The following is a 19375-nucleotide window of genomic DNA, read 5'->3' on the forward strand; positions in this document are numbered from 1 at the left end:
ACGGTTGATCTATTATTTCATCTGTACTAAATAATCACAATCAACATAGATTCTAAATAAAGGTATTACTAATTATGATGTCAATTAACCCTTTTTCAGTTTTAGCTGAAACAATATCTCCTGCAGCCATACAATTTTTTGTTTTAGCTATGATTGCTTTAATTATTATTGGAACAATAGTTCAGATGATCCATCATAAAAATGTAACTTACTTTTTTAATAATGCAAAAAAAGCAAAATTAGCAGCTGAAAGAGAATTAGGAGCTGGAGAAAAAACATCAATTATTTTAAAAACTGTAGCTCATGATATCGCAACTACTGCAGAGCTTGGAGCTGGTAAAAGAAGAGTTGCACACGTTATGGGAATGTATGGAACTATTTTATTTTGGGTTGCATCTGTTGTAATGGTTTTTTGTTATACAGCACAAGGAACTACCACACCGACAGTTTGGCCTATAATTTGGCATGTCGGAGCAATTATGACTTGTGTAGGTGGATATTGGTTTTGGTTATTTTTAAGAGTGGATGTGTTAGCCGAAGCTCATCCTTGGTATAGAATTATTAAAGCTGACTTATTTGTTTTAGCACTTCTTGCATGTGCTACTACTGGACTTGCTTGGTCATACTTTCAATCTTCAGGATCAGCTGGATTAGGATATTTATTTTTAATTTTATTTATTACCTCAAACATTGTTTTATTTGGGGGAGTTTATTGGTCAAAATTTGCACATATGTTTTATAAACCTGGTGCAGCAATCCAAAAAAACTTAGCAGAAGCAGACGGATCAAGAGACAATCTTCCTCCACTTGCAGATGCACCAAAACAATTTGGACTAGGAATTAAAAGAGAACAACCAAAACATTATTAAAAAGAGAGAGGTAAAATAATATGTCAACTTTTGTATACATGACGAGATGTGATGGATGTGGTCACTGTGTGGATATTTGTCCATCAGATATAATGCACATCGATGAAAATATTAGAAGAGCAGTAAATATTGAACCAAATTTTTGTTGGGAATGTTATTCTTGTGTAAAAGCTTGTCCTAATCATGCAATTGATGTTCGTGGTTATGCTGACTTTGCTCCTATGGGTCACAGTGTAAGAGTTAGACGTGAAGAAGAAAAAGGAACTATTTCTTGGAAAATTAAATTTAGAAATGGAACTACAAAAGATTTTGTATCTCCAATTACAACAAAACCTTGGGGAAAATTTATTCCTAAATTAGCAGAAGGTGAAAAACCTAATCAAGGTGAGATCAATTCTCAAATGCTTTACACTGAGCCTAATGGTTTAAATATTGATGGTAAATTACCAGTAGTGCCAAAAGATTCATTTAAAAAAGGGGTTTACTACTAATGGCTAAGCATAAAACACATTTTGAAGATTGCGATGTTCTAGTTGTTGGTGGCGGTATGGCTGGAACTGGTGCTACTTTTGAAGCTAGACACTGGGGAAGAGACATGAAAATTATTTGTGTTGAAAAAGCTAATATCGATAGAAGCGGAGCGGTTGCTCAAGGTTTATACGCTATTAACTGTTACATGGGTATGCAGTGGGGTGAAAACCAACCTGAAGATCACGTAAGATACGCTCGAAATGATCTAATGGGAATGGTTAGAGAAGATTTAGGTTATGACATGGCTCGTCACGTTGATTCAACGGTTCATATGTTTGATGAATGGGGCTTACCAATGATGAAAAATGAAAAAACAGGTCGTTACCTTAGAGAAGGTAAATGGCAGATTATGATTCATGGTGAAAGTTATAAACCAATCGTTGCAGAAGCTGCAAAAAAATCAGCTGACAAAATTTATAATAGAATAATGATTACTCATCTTTTAATGGATGAGGCTCAAGAAAATAGAGTAGGTGGAGCTGTTGGTTTTAATATGAGAACTGGTGACTTCCATGTATTTAGAGCAAAAACTGTAATTGTTGCAGCAGGTGGAGCATCTCACATTTTCAAACCAAGAGCAGTCGGTGAAGGAATGGGAAGAACTTGGTATGCACCATGGAGTAATGGTTCAGCTTATGCATTACCTATCGCTGTTGGAGCTAAAATGACACAAATGGAAAACAGAATTGTGTTATGTAGATTTAAAGATGGTTATGGTCCGGTTGGAGCATACTTCTTACACCTTAAAACATATACTCAAAATGCAAATGGAGAGAATTATGAAAAGAAATGGTATGACCAAACTAAAGAATTAGTTGGTGAGTATATTGATCACCATCCAACACCAACATGTTTAAGAAACCATGCATTTATACAAGAAACTATTGCAGGTGGTGGACCTATTCATATGGTGACTACTGAAGCATTCCAAGATCCACATTTAGAAACAGTTGGTTGGGAAAACTTTTTAGGTATGACCGTTGGTCAAGCTGTTGTTTGGGCATCTCAAAACATAGATCCTAAATACACAAATCCAGAATTAACTACATCTGAACCATATGTTATGGGTTCTCATGCAACATGCTCTGGAGCTTGGGTTAGTGGACCTGAAGATTTATCTCCACCAGAATATTTCTGGGGTTATAACAGAATGTTAACAATTGATGGTCTTTTTGGTGCAGGTGATACTGTAGGTGGAAGTGCCCATAAGTTTTCTTCTGGATCATTTACTGAAGGTCGTTTAGCTGCAAAAGCTGCTGTTAAATATATTCAAGATAAAAAAGCAGAAGGTATTAAAGTTACTGATAAACAATGTGAAGACTTTAAAACTGCTGTATTCAAACCTTTAGAGACATACCAAGTAGCTCAAAATGAGATCACAGGTGGAACAGTTTCACCAAGTTATATTTCTCCTATTCAAGGTCTTCAACGTTTACAAAGAATTATGGACGAATATGTTGGTGGTATTGCAACTAACTACATGACAAATGGTAATATGCTTAAAAGAGGCCTAGAATTACTTGCTTGGCTAGAGGAAGATTTAGAAAAAGTAGGAGCTGAAGATTTGCACCAACTTATGAGAGCTTGGGAATTAAAACACAGAGCTTTAACTTCTCAATGTGTAACTGAACACACAATGTTTAGAGAAGAAACACGTTGGCCTGGTTACTATTACAGAGGTGACCATATGAAACTTGATGATGATAATTGGCATTGTTTAACAGTTTCTAGACGTGATCCTGAAACTGGTAAATTCTCTCTTGAGAAAGTGCCGGTTTACCACATAGTTGACGAGAACGAGAAGAAAAAAGCTTCTTAAAACAGTTAAACTTAAATTATGAATCTTTTAGAGAAATCTGATGATGAGATTATAGCAATTGCTAATCCTATTTGGGATAATCTTGTTAAAACTTCCAATATGAAAGATTATGGTGGTTTTACTAAAGATTTTGGAACTCAAATGTTATTTGGAGCAAATGAAGTAGAGCTTGGTAAACAGTGGGCTAATAATAAACTTTTAACAAGCCTAAAAGAAGACTACCAAGCATTTGGTTGTTTAAGACGAGGTCAAAACATCACCGTTCTATTTAAACAAAGAAGTAAGGAGATTGAAGGTGAGTTCTTAGGAAGATTGGTTCTTGGTATCGAGGGTGATGATGTTAAGGTTTTTGGAGCAACAATCTACTAATAAAAAAAATCACTTTATATTAAATATTTATTTGACAAATAATTAACTGGGTGTATTGACGGTTGTAATGTCAATTTCCAACATAAAAATATTAAAAAGAATTTTAGATTTTAAGGCAACTATTATCAAAACAGGTATCTTTGTTAGCTTAGCTGCTTATTGGGGTGTTATTTTAGTTGGAACTTTTATCACATTTAATTAGTTTGTTTTTAAAGACTAATAATTTTTTATGGATGTATTTTTACCAATAGCTCAAGTATTTGTTAACCCAATTGAAATACTTTTATTGAGTGCAATCGTTGGAGTACTTTCTGGTTTATTTGGTGTTGGGGGTGGTTTTTTAATGACGCCATTCTTAATTTTTTTAGGCGTGCCACCTGCATATGCGGTTGCAAATGAAGCTAACAATATTCTTGCAACATCAGTATCAGGATCAACAACTCATTATTTAAAAAATACTTTAGATTACAAAATGGGTCTTATGATTGTAATTGGTGGATCAATTGGAACAGCTTTAGGTATTTATACTTTTACATATTTTAAAGGTATTGGAAAAATTGATACGGTTATTTCTTTAGCCTACATGTATATACTTGCAATTATTGGTACATTAATGTTGGTTGAAAGTCTTAGAGAAATAGACAGAGCAAAAAGAAATCTTGTAGTTAAAAAAAAATTACACGTTCATTATTGGATACATGGTCTTCCATTAAGAATGAGGTTTCCAAAATCAAAATTATACGAAAGTATTTTTACTCCAATTATAATTGGTTTAGTTGTAGGATTTATTGCCGCTATAATGGGGATAGGTGGTGCTTTTATATTAGTACCCGCAATGATTTATATAATTAAAATGCCAACAAAATTAGTTCCAGGAACTTCTTTGTTTGTAACAATTTTTGTCAGTGTCATAGTTACTTTTTTGCATTCAATTAATTTTGGTTCTATAGATTTAATGTTGGTATTTATGTTAGTTATTGGATCAATTGTAGGGGTTCAAGCGGGACAGAAACTTGGTGAAAAAATTGATAGTTCAGGTTTAAAAGCATTACTGGCAATTTTATTATTGATAGTTGGAATAGCTATTGCCTATGAAACTTTTTTTGCAGAACAAACTGAAAAAGAAATAATACAAGTTTTAAATGCAGATTTGAATTTTTTCTCATTATTTATTTTAGAATTTTCAGAAGACATGCCATTCTTTTACGGATTATTTTCAATTATGTTTGCAATTCTTTTAGGTGTAGGAGCTGCTCTTATTAGACGTATTTTCTCTAATTTCAAAAAAAAGATGTTACTGAAGAAGTCTTAGTTTAAAAAGTTAATATAGAATTCTATACTCAAAATACTTACCAAACCTACTGTAGCCATCCCTATAAATCCGACTAAAAAAGGTTTGTAACCCATACTTTTAAGATCTCTCAGATTTGTAGATAAACCAATAGCAGCCATTGCCATTGTTAAAAATACTTTTGAAGATGATTTGATAATATCAACTGTCTCCAGCCATAAATTATTATATGAGTTTAAAAAAAATTGATCCCCAATATTTCTTAAAATTATCATAACTACAAAACCTATTACAAAATAAGGGAAAATAGCCAATATTGAGTAATTTTTTTTAACAACATTGTTTCTATTATAAAGAAATGCAAATAATGGAATCATTATTACCAAAAAAGTATTTCTTATTAATTTTGTGACAGTTGCAATATTCAATGTTTCTGGGCTGTTAAACTGTTGATCGTAAATAAGTCCAGCTGCAGCAACTTGTGATGTTTCATGAATTGATGTACCTAAAAATAAACCAACAAACATTGGTTCAGCATCAAAGTAATAATTAGCAAAATAAGGATATATAAGCATCGATAAAATTCCAAACAAAGTGATGTTAGCAATTGCATATGATACTTCATTTTTTTTTGCACCAATTACTGGAGCAGTTGCCATAATTGCTGTTGTCCCACAAACTGTGCTACCAATAGATATTAAGTAAGCCATTCTTGTCGGGATTTTAAGTTTTTTAATTAACAGTTTTATAACTATTAGTACTGTTACAATACAAATTATAATTAAAGGTATTGCCACAGCTCCAAATTCTAAAAACTCAAAAGGTTTTAATTGAATTCCTAAACAAATTATTCCAAGTTTTAGAATATATGATTGAGTAAAGTCCAAACCCTTTACAAAGTTATCTCTCATTTTGAATATATTTCCAAAAAACATTCCAAGTAAAATAGCAATCATGGCTGTCGATATTGGACTTTTATCGTAACCTAATAATTCAATACCAATAATATTATTAAATCCTTGAGATAAACTGTAGAGAACAAACGCTAAAACAATACCTGGTAAAATGACCAGATATTTTTTAAATAACATTACTTTATAGATAAATTTTTAAGCACTTCTGTAAAGTTTAGTCATAACAAACTCCTTATGACCTAAAGCTTCAGCACAAGTTAATCTACCGTTAGCAACTCTAATCATTGATTTGATCAATTCATCACCAGCTTGTGATAAATTCATTTCACGAGATAAAATTTTCGATACATCACAATCAATATGTTCACCCATACCTTTTACAGTTAATGGGTTGGCAGTTAATTTTACAACAGGTTCAATTGGATTACCTACTATATTTCCTTGACCTGTTGGGAATAAGTGAATGTTAAATCCAGCAGCTGCTTGAAGTGTAATACACTCTGCTGCAGCAGATGAAGTATCCATAAAGTATAATCCTTTTCCTTTAGTAGGTTCTTCAGCTGGTTCTAAAACATCGATAAACTTACAATTTCCAATTTTTTGGAAATTTCCAAATGCTTTTTCTTCAATTGTAGTTAATCCACCTGCTATATTTCCTGCAGTTGGTTGACTTTCAGAAAGATCATCTGTCGCCTCTTTTAAAATAAAGTCGTTGTAATCGCTCCAAGTTTTCATGAATTTTTCTGAAGCTTCTGGAGTGGCCCCACGTGTAGCACAAACTTTTTCAGCACCAGTTAACTCTGAGGTTTCACCAAAACATAAATGAACTCCCAATGGCTCTAATTTATCCATTAAGTTTCCAACTGTTGGGTTAGCAGCAAGACCTGATGTTGTATCAGATTCACCACATTTAACCGAAATCCATAAATCACTTAAAGGACACTCTTCTCTTTGTTTTTCAGAAGCCCACATTGCAAATTCTTGAGCTTTTTTAGAAGCCTTCATGATTGTTCCAATATCACCAGTTCTTTCAATATGAAATCCTTCAACTGGTTTTCCAGTTTTAGCAATTTCATCAACAATTCTTTTTGTCCATTTAGGTTCAATTCCAATAACAATTACAGCAGCAACGTTAGGGTTTTTTCCAGTCCCAATCATTGTTCTAAAGTGTAGATCTAAATCAGCACCAAATTGAAGTCTTCCATAAGAGTGAGGAAGGGCAATCGTACCTTTAATATTATTTGCTACAGCTTCAGCACAAGCATTAGAGATATCATCTACAGGTAAGATGATTACGTGATTTCTAGTACCAACTCTGCCATTTTCTCTTTTATAACCTAAAAAACTTTTTGGAATTTCCATATTTTTTACCACTTCTTCGTTTTTACATTGTGAACATGAACATGCTCACCTTTTTTGATTGATTTAACTACTTTTCCAATATCATGACCATATTTCAAAATAGTATCACCTTCATTAAGGTCAACCATTGCAATTTTATGTCCTAATTGAATTTCATCTACTGATTGAATTTGAACTGTTTTATCATTCTCCATAATCCAACATGCGCAATCTTGTTTTGGAGTAATTTTATCAATAACAACTACTCCTACGTTGTCTTTTTCGTCGTGTATAATAATATCTGTAGCCATAATTGTGTCGATTTGTTTGTTTGAAATTTTTTAAATCTTATATATTAATCTTAAAAATTAACAAATTATTTATAGATTTTTTTAACAACTTAAGCAGGAAGGCCTAATTATTATGACTAAAATGACAACAGAAGAAGCTTTTGTAAAAGTTTTACAAATACATGGAATTGAACACGCATTCGGAATTATCGGTTCAGCTTTTATGCCTATTTCAGATATCTTTCCTGACGCTGGAATTACTTTTTGGGATGTTGCTCATGAAACAAACGGTGGATTAATTGCCGATGGTTACACAAGATCTACTGGTAAAATGTCAATGGTTATTGCTCAAAATGGTCCTGGAATTACCGGTCTTGTAACACCAATTAAAACTGCATACTGGAACCACACACCATTACTTTTAGTAACACCGCAAGCTGCTAATAAAACTATGGGTCAAGGTGGTTTTCAAGAAGTAGAGCAAATGAATTTATTTAAAGATATGGTTTGTTATCAAGAAGAAGTTAGAGACCCTTCAAGAATGGCAGAAGTATTAAATAGAGTAATTGAAAAAGCGATCAGAGGATCAGCTCCAGCACAAATAAATGTTCCAAGAGATTATTGGACGCAAGTTATTGATATTGATCTTCCTCCAATTGTTAGACTTGAGAGACAAGCGGGTGGAGTTGATGCAATTAAAAAAGCAGCTGACTTATTATCAAACGCTAAGTTTCCAGTAATATTATCTGGTGCTGGTGTTGTAATTGGTGGAGCGATTGAAGATTGTAAAAAATTAGCTGAAAAATTAGATGCACCTGTTTGTTCTGGGTATCAACATAATGATAGTTTTCCAGGAAGTCACCCATTAGCTGCAGGACCATTAGGATACAATGGATCAAAAGCTGGAATGGAATTAATTAAGAAAGCTGATGTTGTTCTTGCACTTGGTACAAGATTAAATCCTTTCTCAACATTACCAGGTTATGGAATGGATTACTGGCCTAAAGATGCAAGTATCATTCAAGTTGATATGAATTCAGATAGAATTGGTTTAACTAAAAAAGTTACAGTTGGTATTTGTGGCGATGCAAAATTAGTATCTCAACAAATTTTAGCTCAACTTTCTCCAACAGCAGGAGATACAAATAGAGAAGAGAGAAAAAATACAATTCACCAAACTAAATCTGCTTGGTTACAAGAGTTATCAAGTTTAGATCACGAAGATGATGATGAAGGTACAGTTTGGAATGAAGAAGCTAGAAAAAGAGATGCAGACAGAATGTCTCCTAGAGAAGCATGGAGAGCAATTCAAGCAGGTATGCCTGATGATGTAATTATCTCAAGTGATATTGGTAATAACTGTGCAATTGGAAATGCTTATCCAACATTTGAAAAAGGTAGAAAATATTTAGCACCAGGACTATTTGGTCCATGTGGTTATGGTTTTCCAGCAATTCTTGGAGCAAAAATTGGATGTCCTGATACACCAGTAATTGGTTTTGCAGGTGACGGTGCATTTGGTATTAGCATGAACGAAATGAGCTCATGTGCTAGACCAGAATGGCCAGCAATTTCAATGGTAATCTTTAGAAATTACCAATGGGGTGCTGAAAAAAGAAATACTACTTTATGGTTTGATGATAACTTCGTTGGAACAGAGCTTGATCCAGAATTAAGTTATGCAAAAGTTGCTGATGCTTGTGGATTAAAAGGTGTCACTGTTCGAACTATGGAAGAGACTACTGCTGCTATCAAGCAATCATGTGAAGATCAAAAGAAAGGGATTACAACATTTATTGAAGTAATTCTTAACCAAGAACTGGGAGAGCCTTTCAGAAGAGATGCTATGAAAAAACCAGTTAAAGTTGCAGGGATCAAAAAAGAAGACATGATCAAGCAACCTTCGCTAGTTTCATAAATTGTTTTAATATCAAATAAAATACCATAATATTCTATTATGGTTAGTTATGATGCTATAATAATTGGTGCAGGCTTTTCAGGTATTTATCAATTACATAGCTTAAGAGATAAATTAAAACTTAACACTCTAGTAATTGAGTCAGGTAAGGACTTAGGTGGTACTTGGTATTGGAATAGATATCCAGGGGCCAGATGTGACTCAGAAAGTCATACTTACAACTTTACATTTTCAAAAGAGATATTTGAAAATTGGTCATGGCCAGAAAGATATTCAAAGCAAGACATCATATTAGAATATTTAAATTATGTTGTTGAAAAATTAAGTTTAAAAAAAGATATGCTTTTTGATAATAAAGTTATTAAAGCACATTTCGATGAAAAAAGTAATTTATGGAACATCAAAACCAATAAAGACAAAACTTTTTTATGCAAATATTTAATTAGTGCTGTTGGCTGTTTATCAGCAGCAAACATTCCAAAAATAAATGGTTTAAGAAAATTTAAAGGTAAATGGTACCATACAGGAAAATGGCCTCATACTGGTGTAGATTTTAAAAATAAAAGAGTTGCACAAATTGGTGTTGGTTCTACTGGAATACAGTTGGCACCCGAGATAGCTAAATCAGCAAAGAAGCTTTCAATTTTTCAGAGATCACCAAATTTTAGTATTCCAGCAAGAAATGAAATTGTTAATGATAAATATAAGAAAAAGATAAAAGATAATTATCAAGAAATTAGAGATTTAATTAAGTCAACACCAACTGGTCACGCTTTTCATTTTTCAAGTCAGTCCACTTTTGATGTCAGTAATGAAGATAGAAAAAAAATTTATGAAAACGGGTGGCAAAAGGGTGGTTTGGGTTTTCGTGGTCTTTTTAAGGATATAACAACAAATTTGGATGCCAATAAAACAGTAGTTAATTTTATTAAAGAAAAAGTAGAAGCAACGATGCAAAACAAAGATTATGCCAAAGTTGTGACAGACTTTAATTATCCATTTGCTACTAGAAGACCGACTTTAAATACAGATTATTATGAAACTTTTAATAAAGATAATGTTGAATTAATTGATATTTCAAAAGATTTAATAAAAGAAATTACTGAAACTGGAATCAGCACCATAGAAAATAACTATGAATTTGATATAATTGTATTTGCAACAGGGTATGACGCTATTACAGGTGCACTATTATCAATTGATATGGTGGGTAAAAATAATATCAAACTAAGTGAATTATGGAAAAATGGTCCATTAACTTATTTAGGTCTACAGATACCTGGATTTCCTAATTTTTTTACCATTACCGGACCTGGAAGTCCCTCAGTATTAACAAATGTTCCAATGGCTATAGAGCAACATGTCGAGTTTATAACTGATTGTATTTCACATATGGAAAAAAATAAATATTCAACAATTGAAACTAATAATGATTACTCTTTAAAGTGGAGAGGGGTAATTGATAAAGCTGTAGAAGAAACATTAATACCAGAGTCTAAAAGCTCATGGTTGTATGGTGGTAATATTGAAGGAAAACCCAAAGTTTTTATGCCTTATCCATCTGGACTTCCAAAGTATAAAAAGATTTGTGAAGACATTGTTTTAAAAAACTATGAAGGTTTTAATTTTGATAAGCATTAAAATTATTTAATAATTATGAATAAAATTGATTTAAAAAATAAAATTGCAGTAGTAACTGGAGGAGCTCAAGGTTTTGGATTGGCTATTTCAAAACGCTTTATAGAATCTGGTGCAACTGTTGTAATTTGGGATATAGATTCAATAGCTACTAAAGACGCAATAAAAATTATAAATTCAAAGAAATGTTATGCTTTTCCAATTGATATAACAAATTATAAAAAAGTTAAAGAAGGCATCAAACAAGTTTTAAAGATTTGTAATAAGATAGATATTTTTGTTAACAACGCTGGATACCATGGGATAAATGCAAATACATGGGATTACCCAATTGATGAATGGGAAAAGATTTTAAAAATTAATTTAACAGCAACATACTACTGCTGTAAGGCTGTTGTTCCTCACATGATTAAAAATAATTATGGAAGAATTGTTAACATTTCATCAAATGCTGGAAAAGAAGGAAACCCAACTGCAGCATGTTACAGTTCTGCTAAAGCTGGAACTATCGCTTTAACTAAATCTTTAGGAAAAGAATTAGCTGATAAAAATATTTCTGTTAATTGTGTTACACCTGCAGCTGCAAAAACAAGAATTTTTGATGAAATGGAACCTGAATTTATAGACTATATGCTTTCAAAAATTCCTAGAAAAAGATTTGCTAAAGTTGAAGAGTTAGCCTCTTTAGTTTCCTGGCTTTCTAGTGAAGAAAATTCTTTTGCTACTGGTGCCGTTTATGATCTTACGGGCGGAAGAGCAACATACTAAAAATATGAGGATAGTAAACGACTTAGGCTGTAGCTGGATTAGTGACCTTGATAGAAGATCTAATATAAAAAATTTAGATAAAGATAAATCTTGTGACTGGTTAATAGTAGGTGCTGGTTATACAGGTTTGTCTGCTGCTAGAAAATTATCAGAACTTCATCCAGATCAAAAAATTATTGTTGTAGATGCTCAATTAGCAGGTGAGGGTGCAAGTGGAAGGAACTCTGGTTATTTAGTCGATACTACACTTAATGATGGTTTCACATCTAACAAAGAACTTTCTAATTATAGAAAGAAAACAGACATTTATAAATTGGGAATTGATGTTGTAAAAAAGTTTATTAAAGAACATCAGGTAGATTGTGATTGGAATGAAAGTGGAAAATATTTTGCCTCATCAAATCAAAAAGATAGAAAGATATTAGAAAATTTTAGTAAAACTTTGTCAAAATTAAACTTCGGACATAATATTTTAGAAAAAGATGATTTAAGTAAAAGATTAGGTACAAATTTTTATAACCTTGCCCTTTATACCAAAGGTGGAGTGTTATTGCATCCGGGAAAATTAGTCAGAGCTATGATTGATACCTTACCTGATAATGTTGAGTTGCTTGAGAATTCTCAGCTAAATGAATGGGCAAAAAATACTGATAGAATTATTTGTAAATTTAATAAGCATCAAATAATTACTAAAAAGATTATTTTTTGTACTAATGGTTTTTTAAAATCACTTGGTGTAAAAAAAAATTATAATTTTCCCTTAACTTTAACTGCAAGCATGACAAGACCATTAACTGATAGAGAATTTAAGTCTATTGGTGAGCCTAGAGAGTGGGGTGTGCTACCTATTAGACCAATGGGCGCAACCATTAGAATGACAAAAGATAAAAGAATTTTAATTAGAAACACTGCTGAAGTTCATAGTCCTTTTAAAATGTCTAAAACAGAGTTGGATGAAAGATCTTTAACTCAAAAACTTGGAATAAAAAAAAGATTTCCAAGTTTAGCAGATAATATTATTGAATCTAGTTGGTCTGGGGTTGTATCTAGAACTAGAAATAGTTCACAAATTTTTGAAAAAGTAGAAGACAATGTTTTTGTGGCAGGCTGCTATAACGGTTCTGGTATTGGAGTTGGAACTTTATTTGGTGAACAGATAGCAATTAAAGCAAGTAATGAAAATAGTGATGAAATTAATATAATAGAATCTAGAACTAAACCTACTTGGCTTCCACCTCAGCCTTTTTTAAATATTGGGGTTAAAACAAGATTGATGTTTGAGAGGTTTAGATCTCGATCTGATGTGTAGTTATTGATTTCTTATAAGTGGATAAACTTTAGGGCTTAAATACTTAAAATTAGTAATCATAATTAAGATTAATGTTGCAAGCCCAATTCCAATAGTTACCTGTAAAAATATTGCTAAATCAAACTTCCAAGTGATTTGAAAAATATTTTCAATGATAAATTGTGAACCTATGACCGCAAAAAAGAGAGCTATTAGAATTATGGATGTGAATATTATAAAAAACTCAATAATTGAAGAAAGTATAACCTCAACTTTGGAAAAACCTAAAATTTTGAATATTAAATTTTGAAATTCTTTAATTTTACCCTGAACTATAATTGCACTTGAAATGACAATTAAACCAATGACTATAGTTATTGCAGAGATAACGGTTACAGCAATAAACACTTTGTTTAAAAGATCTGTTACTTTCTCCAAGTAATCAGTAATTTTTATAATAGAAAGACTAGGCATTTTATCTAGTAAAGCAGTTTCGTTAAAATTCTCTAAACTTTTAAACTTTGAAGTAGCCAAATATTCATGAGGTATATTTTTTGCAAATTGAGGATTTAATAACATTGCAAAGTTAATAGAAAAATCTCTGTAGTCTACTAATCTAAAATTTACTATTTCACCTTCAATTTCACGTCCATAAATATTAAGAGTAAAAATATCACCAATTTTAATATCAAAATCTTTAGCAATTTTACTATCAAGTGAAATTTGAAGTTTATCAGGTCTATCTAGATCCCACCATTTGCCTTCTACAATTGGGTTATCTTTTAAAACTTTATCAGCCCAAGAAGACCTTCTGTCATTTCTGATCACCCAGTGGCTATCATTACTTGAATCGATATAAGTATTTGGATCTATTCCATTTATTTTTACAATACCTGTTGAAACCATTGGAACAATTTCAAGGTTAGCTTCTTTATCCATGTCAAAAATTAAATCTTCAAATATTTGTCTTTCATCACTTTGAATACCAATGAAAAAATAATCAGGCGCAAGTTCTGGTATAGATTTAGCAATTTCTCTTTTAAAATTTGAACCTACAAAAGCTAAAGTTAATAGTAAAGTGACCCCCAAACCTAAAGACATAATAGTTATAGGGGTAATACTTTTAGTTTGAGTAATATTTTTAACTGATACTTTAATTGAAATATTTGGATGCTCTTTAAGTCCTTTAAACAATTTAATGATTAAGTTTGATAATAAGTAGAAGACTAATAAACAAACAAAGAAAGCTCCAAAATAACCCAAACTATAAACAGGTCGAGCAGAACCGATGGTAAATAAAGAAATTAGAATTGATAATAGTAACAGACTTAAAAGAATTGATTTTTTTGAATAATAAAATTGAAGGTTTTGAAATACATTTCTAAATAAGTTTGATGCCTTAACTTGATCAATTGCATTAATGGTTGGTATAGAAAATATGATTAATACTAATAACCCTACTAAAAAAACTTTGAAATAATTAAGAATAGAAAAACTACCTTCAATATTTAATCCAAGACCAGCTGACAGATAAACATCAACAATAGGGACTAGAAAGAAACTAAAAGAGTAGGCGGCAGTTGATATTATGAATAGTAGAATGAGCAATTGTAAATAGTAGACTATCTTTATATCCTTTGAGAAAAAGCCTAAAGACTTCTTAACTGCAATAGACATATTATTCTGATTAATGAATGAAAGTAGAGTGTTAGCAATTCCAATTCCTGCAATTAACATTGCACTGATTGATACAAGAGATAAGAATTGAGAGAAATTATCAATTATTCTCTTTAAAGGACCGTCAGATTTTTCGTGATATCTAATTCTAACCTTCTTTTCATTTTTGAATAACTGCTCAATTTTTTTAGATAAAGTATTTGGATTATCTCCCTCATTAAATTTTACTTTATACTCATAATTTAAAAAGCTCCCTAGATTATTAAGTTTTAATAATTCTAATGTTTGTTTGCCAGCTAAAGCAAAATCACCAAATACAAAAGCACCCCCAATATCAGGTACTGATTTTACGATACCAATTACAGTAAATAACTGATCTTGAACTTTGATTTTATCATTAATTTTTAAATTGAGATTTTTGAAAATGTTTTCATTAACAAGGATTGTATTCTCTATAGTTTGTAATTTTTCAAATGCACCACTTGGTTCATAACCTACCTTGCCAAATAATGGGTAATTTTGATCTACTGTTTTAATTCTAGAAAATATTGATTTATTTTTAGATTGGTTGGTAGTTGAGATCATGGTGCTAAACTCAACCATTTGTGAAACAGTAGCAAATTCTTTAACTTGGTTAATTAATTCTAAGTTGCCAACATTACGATTATAGTCAATTTCAATATCTCCACCTAAAAGTGCTCTTGAATTATTATTTAATTCTTTATTCAAACTATCTTCAATGGTGAAAATTGAACTTAAAATAAATAGGCTGATAAAAAGTGTTAGAATAATACTAGAAATTTTTTTATAATTTCTACTCAAGTCTCTTAAGGCATATATCAAAGTTAACTTGTACTCTGAAAGCTTAGACAATTTTTCCATCTTTGATTTTAATTTTTCTTTTTGCTTTATTTGCAAGTTTTGGGTCATGGGTGACCATAATTAAAGATGATTTTTCTTCTTTAATATATTTGAATAAAATATCTGCAATCATTTGTGAATTTTCACTATCTAAATTTCCCGTAGGTTCATCTGCCAAAATTAGCTTAGGTTTCATGGCTATAGCTCTAGCAATTGCTACACGTTGTTGTTCACCACCTGAAAGTTGACTAGGTAAATTATTAAATCTATTTTTTAGTCCAAATCGATCCAACAACTCTTTGGCTCGTTCAGTAGGGTTTTTTAAATTATTTAACTCTAAGGTTAGAGCAACATTTTCAACAGCAGTATAATTTGGAATAAGATAGAAAGATTGAAAAACAATACCAATATTTTTTCTTCTAATTTTAGAAACTTCATCTTCACTCATTTTAGATATTTCTTGATCTTCAAAAAATATCTTACCAGAGGTTGCTTTCTCTAGTCCCCCAGCAAGCATGATTAAGCTAGTTTTTCCAGATCCACTTTCACCCACTATTGAAATAGACTCATTTTTTTTAGTTTCTAAATTAATATTCTTTAAAACCTTAATAGTATCATTACCAGTTTGGTATTTAAGATTAACGTTTTTTAGCTTAAGAAGACCATCCATGATTAAAAGATTTATTATTAAAATTATTGCCGTCTGTCTAGTGAGCATAAACGTCAATGCTCTAGAAAACGTTATCTTATTTGGTGATAGCTTAATGGCAGGCTATGGTCTTCCACAGGAAAAACATTTAGCCATTGTCCTTCAAAATAACCTTAATGATAGTGGTTATGATCTTGGAATTATTGATGGAAGTGTATCTGGAAGCACATCTGCTGGAGGATTAAATCGAGTTGAATGGTCTTTATCTCAACCGAATATTGACTTAATGATCTTAGGATTGGGTGCTAATGACATGTTAAGAGGAATAAGCCCAATCGAGACTGAAAAAAATTTAGAAAAAATTATTCAAACAGCAAAATTAAAAAATATAGAAATAATTTTAGCAGGAATGATTGCACCAACAACTCATGGAATTAGTTATAAAAAAAAATTTGATAATATTTATCCAAGTTTAGCTCAAAAATATGAGTTAAATTTAATTCCTTTTTTATTAGAGGGAGTTGCTTTAAAACCTGAACTTAATCAAGAAGACGGTATGCACCCAAATGAAAAAGGAACTATAATTATAAGTGATACACTTACAAAAAGTATCATCAATTTTATAAAAAAATAGTATATCGTGATAAAATGTTTTTAAATACTAAACTACAATCCAGAAAAAAACCGATAAAAGTTGCATTCATTGGCTGTGGAAAATTTGTAAGCATGTTTCTTGCTCAATACAATCAATTACAAAAAATTACTATTGATACTATCGTTGATATTAATATTGATAACGCCAAAAAAAACTGTCTTAAGAGCGGTTTAACTACAGAGACAGTTAATAAAATAAATTTTGTAACTACTTTAGATGAGGCATTTGATAGAGATGTTGAAGTTTTTATAGAAGCTACTGGAAATCCAATTATAGGAACAGTTCATGCTGTAAAGATTATTAAAAATAAAAAACACATCATATTAGTAAATGTTGAAGCTGATGTTACTTGTGGGAAATACCTTGCTGATCTTGCAAAAGAAAACAATGTTATTTGTTCAATGGCATATGGTGATCAACCTTCATTAATTATGGAACAGATTGAATGGGCTAAGTTAAACGGTTTTTCTGTAGTTTGTGCAGGAAAAGGAACGAAGTACCACCCAGATTTTGAATATTCAACACCAGACACGGTTTGGGGTCACTACGGTTTAAGTAAAGAACGTGCTGAAATTGAATCTGGTATGAATCCTAAAATGTTTAATAGTTTTTTATGTGGAGATAAATCTGCAATTGAAATGTGTGCAGTCAGTAATGCATCAAATTTAAAATGTCCAAGTAATGGATTAACTTTTCCACCTGTTGGGGTTTATGACATTGCTAAAAAATTAATTCCAAAAGTGGAAGGAGGATTAATTGATTATGAAGGTCAAGTAGAGGTGATATCTAGCATTGATTTAAATCAAAAAGATATTCCAAACGATCTTAGATGGGGTGTTTACATAGTAATTAAAGCTCAAAATCAATATGTCAAAAATTGCTTTAAAGATTATGGAATGGTGACCGATTCATCTGGCAGTTATTCAGCTATATGGAGGCCATATCATTATATTGGTTTAGAACTTGCTCAATCAATATATGCAATCGCACTTGATCAAAAAGCAACAGGACAAACTATAAATTATAATGCAGATGTTGCAGCTTATGCCAAAAAAGATTTGAAAATTGGTGAGCGATTAGACGGTGAGGGTGGTTTTTGTGCTAGAGGGAAATTAATTACTTCTAAAAAATCAAAAGATGAAAAAATTTTACCTCTTGGTTTAACAGATGGAGCAATTGTTAAGAAAGATATTAATAAAGATCAATCTATAAGATTAGATGATGTGGAGTTAGATCTTCCAGAAGATGTTGTTAAAGCTAGACAGTATCAATATGATTTAATTTAAAGAACAACCAAATCCAACTTTTGCTTACCTAATCTCTCATTACCATTCTCTGTCACTAAATAGGTCTCACCTAAATTCATAGCAAGTTTACTATCTGAATCCATCAATATCATGTGCATGAAGAAGACATTACCAGGAGTTATTACATAAGGATTACCCGTGTATAACATTGGCCAGTCCATCCAATTGGGTGAGAAGGTTGTCCCTAATGAATAGCCACAAGCATTCATTCTTGATTTATTGTACCCAAGATCATCAAAAGTTTTAGCATGTATATCAAATACATCTCCCGCAGTTTTTCCTGGTATTAGAGTTTTTGCACAATTAGTCAAAGCCTCAAGACAAGACTCATGCATCTTAATATGCTTTGGATCAGCTTTACCAATAGGAATAGTTCTAAACATTGCAGAGTGATAATGTTTATAAGTTCCAGCCCATTCAATAGTTAACTGATCAGTATCTGATAAAATTCTTTTCTCAGATTGATATCTGCATAATAATGCATTGTGTCCAGAGCCTATAATATATTCATTTGCTGGATAATCACCGCCACCCTCTAAAACAACTCTTTGCATTTCAGCTAAAATTTTTGCTTCACTAGCACCAGCTTTTGCATATTTCCAAGCCTCATCAAGCGCTTGATCCGCAAGTTCTGCAGCTTTTTTTACATAAACAATTTCTTCAGTAGATTTAACAACCCTATGTTTGGTGATTAATTCTGATTGATCTTCTACCTCACAATAACCTTCTAGCGATTTATTAAGTCTTAAAGCATTACGACCTGTCATACCGTAAGCTTCGTATTCAACTCCGATTTTTTTATCTTTTAAATTTAATTCGTTTAAAATAATTTTAAGATCATCTGTAGGGTTAGACTGGTCTTTATCTACCCAAATTCTTATATCTTCAATGTTTGATGTATTTTGTGCTTGTCTTAAATCTGGAGCCCTTGTTAAAAGAATAATATCTCCTTTATTGTCCAATATTAATGTTTGAAAGAAAACATAACCAAAGGTATCGTAGCCTGTAAGCCAAAACATAGATTCTTGACGAAACATTAAAAGAGCATCAAGATTATGCTCTTTCATTGATTTTAATGTAGCCAGTTTTCTTTTCTCAAATTCTTGTTTGCTAAAATGAAGTGCCATAATAAAAACTATAACTTTTAAAAATATTAAGCACAAGTAGCCTTAAATTAAGATTTTTTTTAG

18 protein-coding genes are annotated in these 19375 nt (G+C 31.5%); 12 read left to right on the forward strand and 6 right to left on the reverse strand.

What is annotated here, in order from left to right; all coding sequences use genetic code 11:
- Window positions 1–74: 74 nt before the first annotated feature.
- The 6 genes from AC5SL9_RS02185 to AC5SL9_RS02210 all read left to right on the forward strand — a co-directional run bounded on the left by AC5SL9_RS02185 (window position 75) and on the right by AC5SL9_RS02210 (window position 4900).
- A complete protein-coding gene (locus AC5SL9_RS02185) occupies window positions 75–869 on the forward strand; it encodes a hypothetical protein (RefSeq protein WP_011281983.1) in 795 nt (264 codons plus the stop codon).
- Window positions 870–889: 20 nt separating this feature from the next.
- The gene (gene aprB / locus AC5SL9_RS02190) at window positions 890–1360 is read left to right on the forward strand and encodes an adenylyl-sulfate reductase subunit beta (RefSeq protein ID WP_011281984.1); all 471 of its coding nucleotides are present in this window, start codon (window positions 890–892) and stop codon (window positions 1358–1360) included.
- Entirely contained in the window at window positions 1360–3219 is a 1860-nt protein-coding gene (gene aprA, locus AC5SL9_RS02195; protein ID WP_271564760.1) for an adenylyl-sulfate reductase subunit alpha, read from the forward strand. Before aprB ends, aprA begins: the two co-directional genes overlap by 1 nt.
- An 18-nt stretch (window positions 3220–3237) precedes the next feature.
- Entirely contained in the window at window positions 3238–3588 is a 351-nt protein-coding gene (locus AC5SL9_RS02200; protein WP_006997079.1) for a hypothetical protein, read from the forward strand.
- A 67-nt stretch (window positions 3589–3655) separates the two neighbouring features.
- Window positions 3656–3790: a hypothetical protein gene (locus AC5SL9_RS02205; protein WP_006997078.1), complete on the forward strand. Its 135-nt coding sequence runs from the start codon at window positions 3656–3658 to the stop codon at window positions 3788–3790.
- Between the two features lie 27 nt (window positions 3791–3817).
- On the forward strand, window positions 3818–4900 hold the full coding sequence (locus AC5SL9_RS02210) for a sulfite exporter TauE/SafE family protein (RefSeq protein WP_011281987.1): 1083 nt from the start codon (window positions 3818–3820) through the stop codon (window positions 4898–4900).
- Here the strand turns inward: AC5SL9_RS02210 and AC5SL9_RS02215 are convergent.
- From AC5SL9_RS02215 to AC5SL9_RS02225, 3 genes are read right to left on the reverse strand one after another with little or no spacing between them, the layout of a single operon-like run.
- On the reverse strand, window positions 4897–5970 hold the full coding sequence (locus AC5SL9_RS02215; protein WP_494574275.1) for a YeiH family protein: 1074 nt from the start codon (window positions 5968–5970) through the stop codon (window positions 4897–4899). The two genes, AC5SL9_RS02210 and AC5SL9_RS02215, sit on opposite strands and share 4 nt — an antisense overlap.
- Before the next feature lie 18 nt (window positions 5971–5988).
- Window positions 5989–7155: a UxaA family hydrolase gene (locus AC5SL9_RS02220; RefSeq protein WP_006997075.1), complete on the reverse strand. Its 1167-nt coding sequence runs from the start codon at window positions 7153–7155 to the stop codon at window positions 5989–5991.
- Between the two features lie 5 nt (window positions 7156–7160).
- Window positions 7161–7445 carry a UxaA family hydrolase gene (locus AC5SL9_RS02225; protein ID WP_006997074.1) on the reverse strand — a complete coding sequence of 95 codons (285 nt, stop codon included), beginning with the start codon at window positions 7443–7445 and terminating at the stop codon, window positions 7161–7163.
- 112 nt (window positions 7446–7557) lie between these two features.
- Between AC5SL9_RS02225 and xsc the strand changes: the two genes are divergently transcribed.
- The 4 genes from xsc to AC5SL9_RS02245 are packed head-to-tail and all read left to right on the forward strand — an operon-like array spanning window position 7558 to window position 13057.
- Entirely contained in the window at window positions 7558–9342 is a 1785-nt protein-coding gene (gene xsc / locus AC5SL9_RS02230; protein ID WP_494574276.1) for a sulfoacetaldehyde acetyltransferase, read from the forward strand.
- Between the two features lie 39 nt (window positions 9343–9381).
- On the forward strand, window positions 9382–10983 hold the full coding sequence (locus AC5SL9_RS02235; protein WP_494574277.1) for a flavin-containing monooxygenase: 1602 nt from the start codon (window positions 9382–9384) through the stop codon (window positions 10981–10983).
- Between the two features lie 15 nt (window positions 10984–10998).
- A complete protein-coding gene (locus AC5SL9_RS02240; protein ID WP_006997071.1) occupies window positions 10999–11748 on the forward strand; it encodes an SDR family NAD(P)-dependent oxidoreductase in 750 nt (249 codons plus the stop codon).
- A gap of 4 nt (window positions 11749–11752) precedes the next feature.
- The gene (locus tag AC5SL9_RS02245) at window positions 11753–13057 is read left to right on the forward strand and encodes an NAD(P)/FAD-dependent oxidoreductase (RefSeq protein WP_494574385.1); all 1305 of its coding nucleotides are present in this window, start codon (window positions 11753–11755) and stop codon (window positions 13055–13057) included.
- Here the strand turns inward: AC5SL9_RS02245 and AC5SL9_RS02250 are convergent, their stop codons facing one another.
- Together AC5SL9_RS02250 and AC5SL9_RS02255 are read right to left on the reverse strand one after the other, a co-directional pair.
- Window positions 13058–15643: an ABC transporter permease gene (locus AC5SL9_RS02250; protein WP_006997069.1), complete on the reverse strand. Its 2586-nt coding sequence runs from the start codon at window positions 15641–15643 to the stop codon at window positions 13058–13060.
- Window positions 15579–16244, reverse strand: coding sequence for an ABC transporter ATP-binding protein (locus AC5SL9_RS02255; protein WP_494574278.1), 666 nt, complete (start codon window positions 16242–16244; stop codon window positions 15579–15581). Before AC5SL9_RS02255 ends, AC5SL9_RS02250 begins: the two co-directional genes overlap by 65 nt.
- Here AC5SL9_RS02255 and AC5SL9_RS02260 point away from each other — a divergent pair.
- Entirely contained in the window at window positions 16243–16857 is a 615-nt protein-coding gene (locus AC5SL9_RS02260; protein ID WP_011281993.1) for an arylesterase, read from the forward strand. The two genes, AC5SL9_RS02255 and AC5SL9_RS02260, sit on opposite strands and share 2 nt — an antisense overlap.
- 14 nt (window positions 16858–16871) lie before the next feature.
- Window positions 16872–18164: an NAD(P)H-dependent oxidoreductase gene (locus AC5SL9_RS02265; protein ID WP_006997066.1), complete on the forward strand. Its 1293-nt coding sequence runs from the start codon at window positions 16872–16874 to the stop codon at window positions 18162–18164.
- Here AC5SL9_RS02265 and AC5SL9_RS02270 read toward each other — a convergent pair.
- Window positions 18161–19312: a M24 family metallopeptidase gene (locus AC5SL9_RS02270; protein WP_494574279.1), complete on the reverse strand. Its 1152-nt coding sequence runs from the start codon at window positions 19310–19312 to the stop codon at window positions 18161–18163. The two genes, AC5SL9_RS02265 and AC5SL9_RS02270, sit on opposite strands and share 4 nt — an antisense overlap.
- Window positions 19313–19375 lie beyond the last annotated feature (63 nt).

The sequence above is a fragment of the Candidatus Pelagibacter sp. PS_37 genome, from assembly GCF_059417825.1.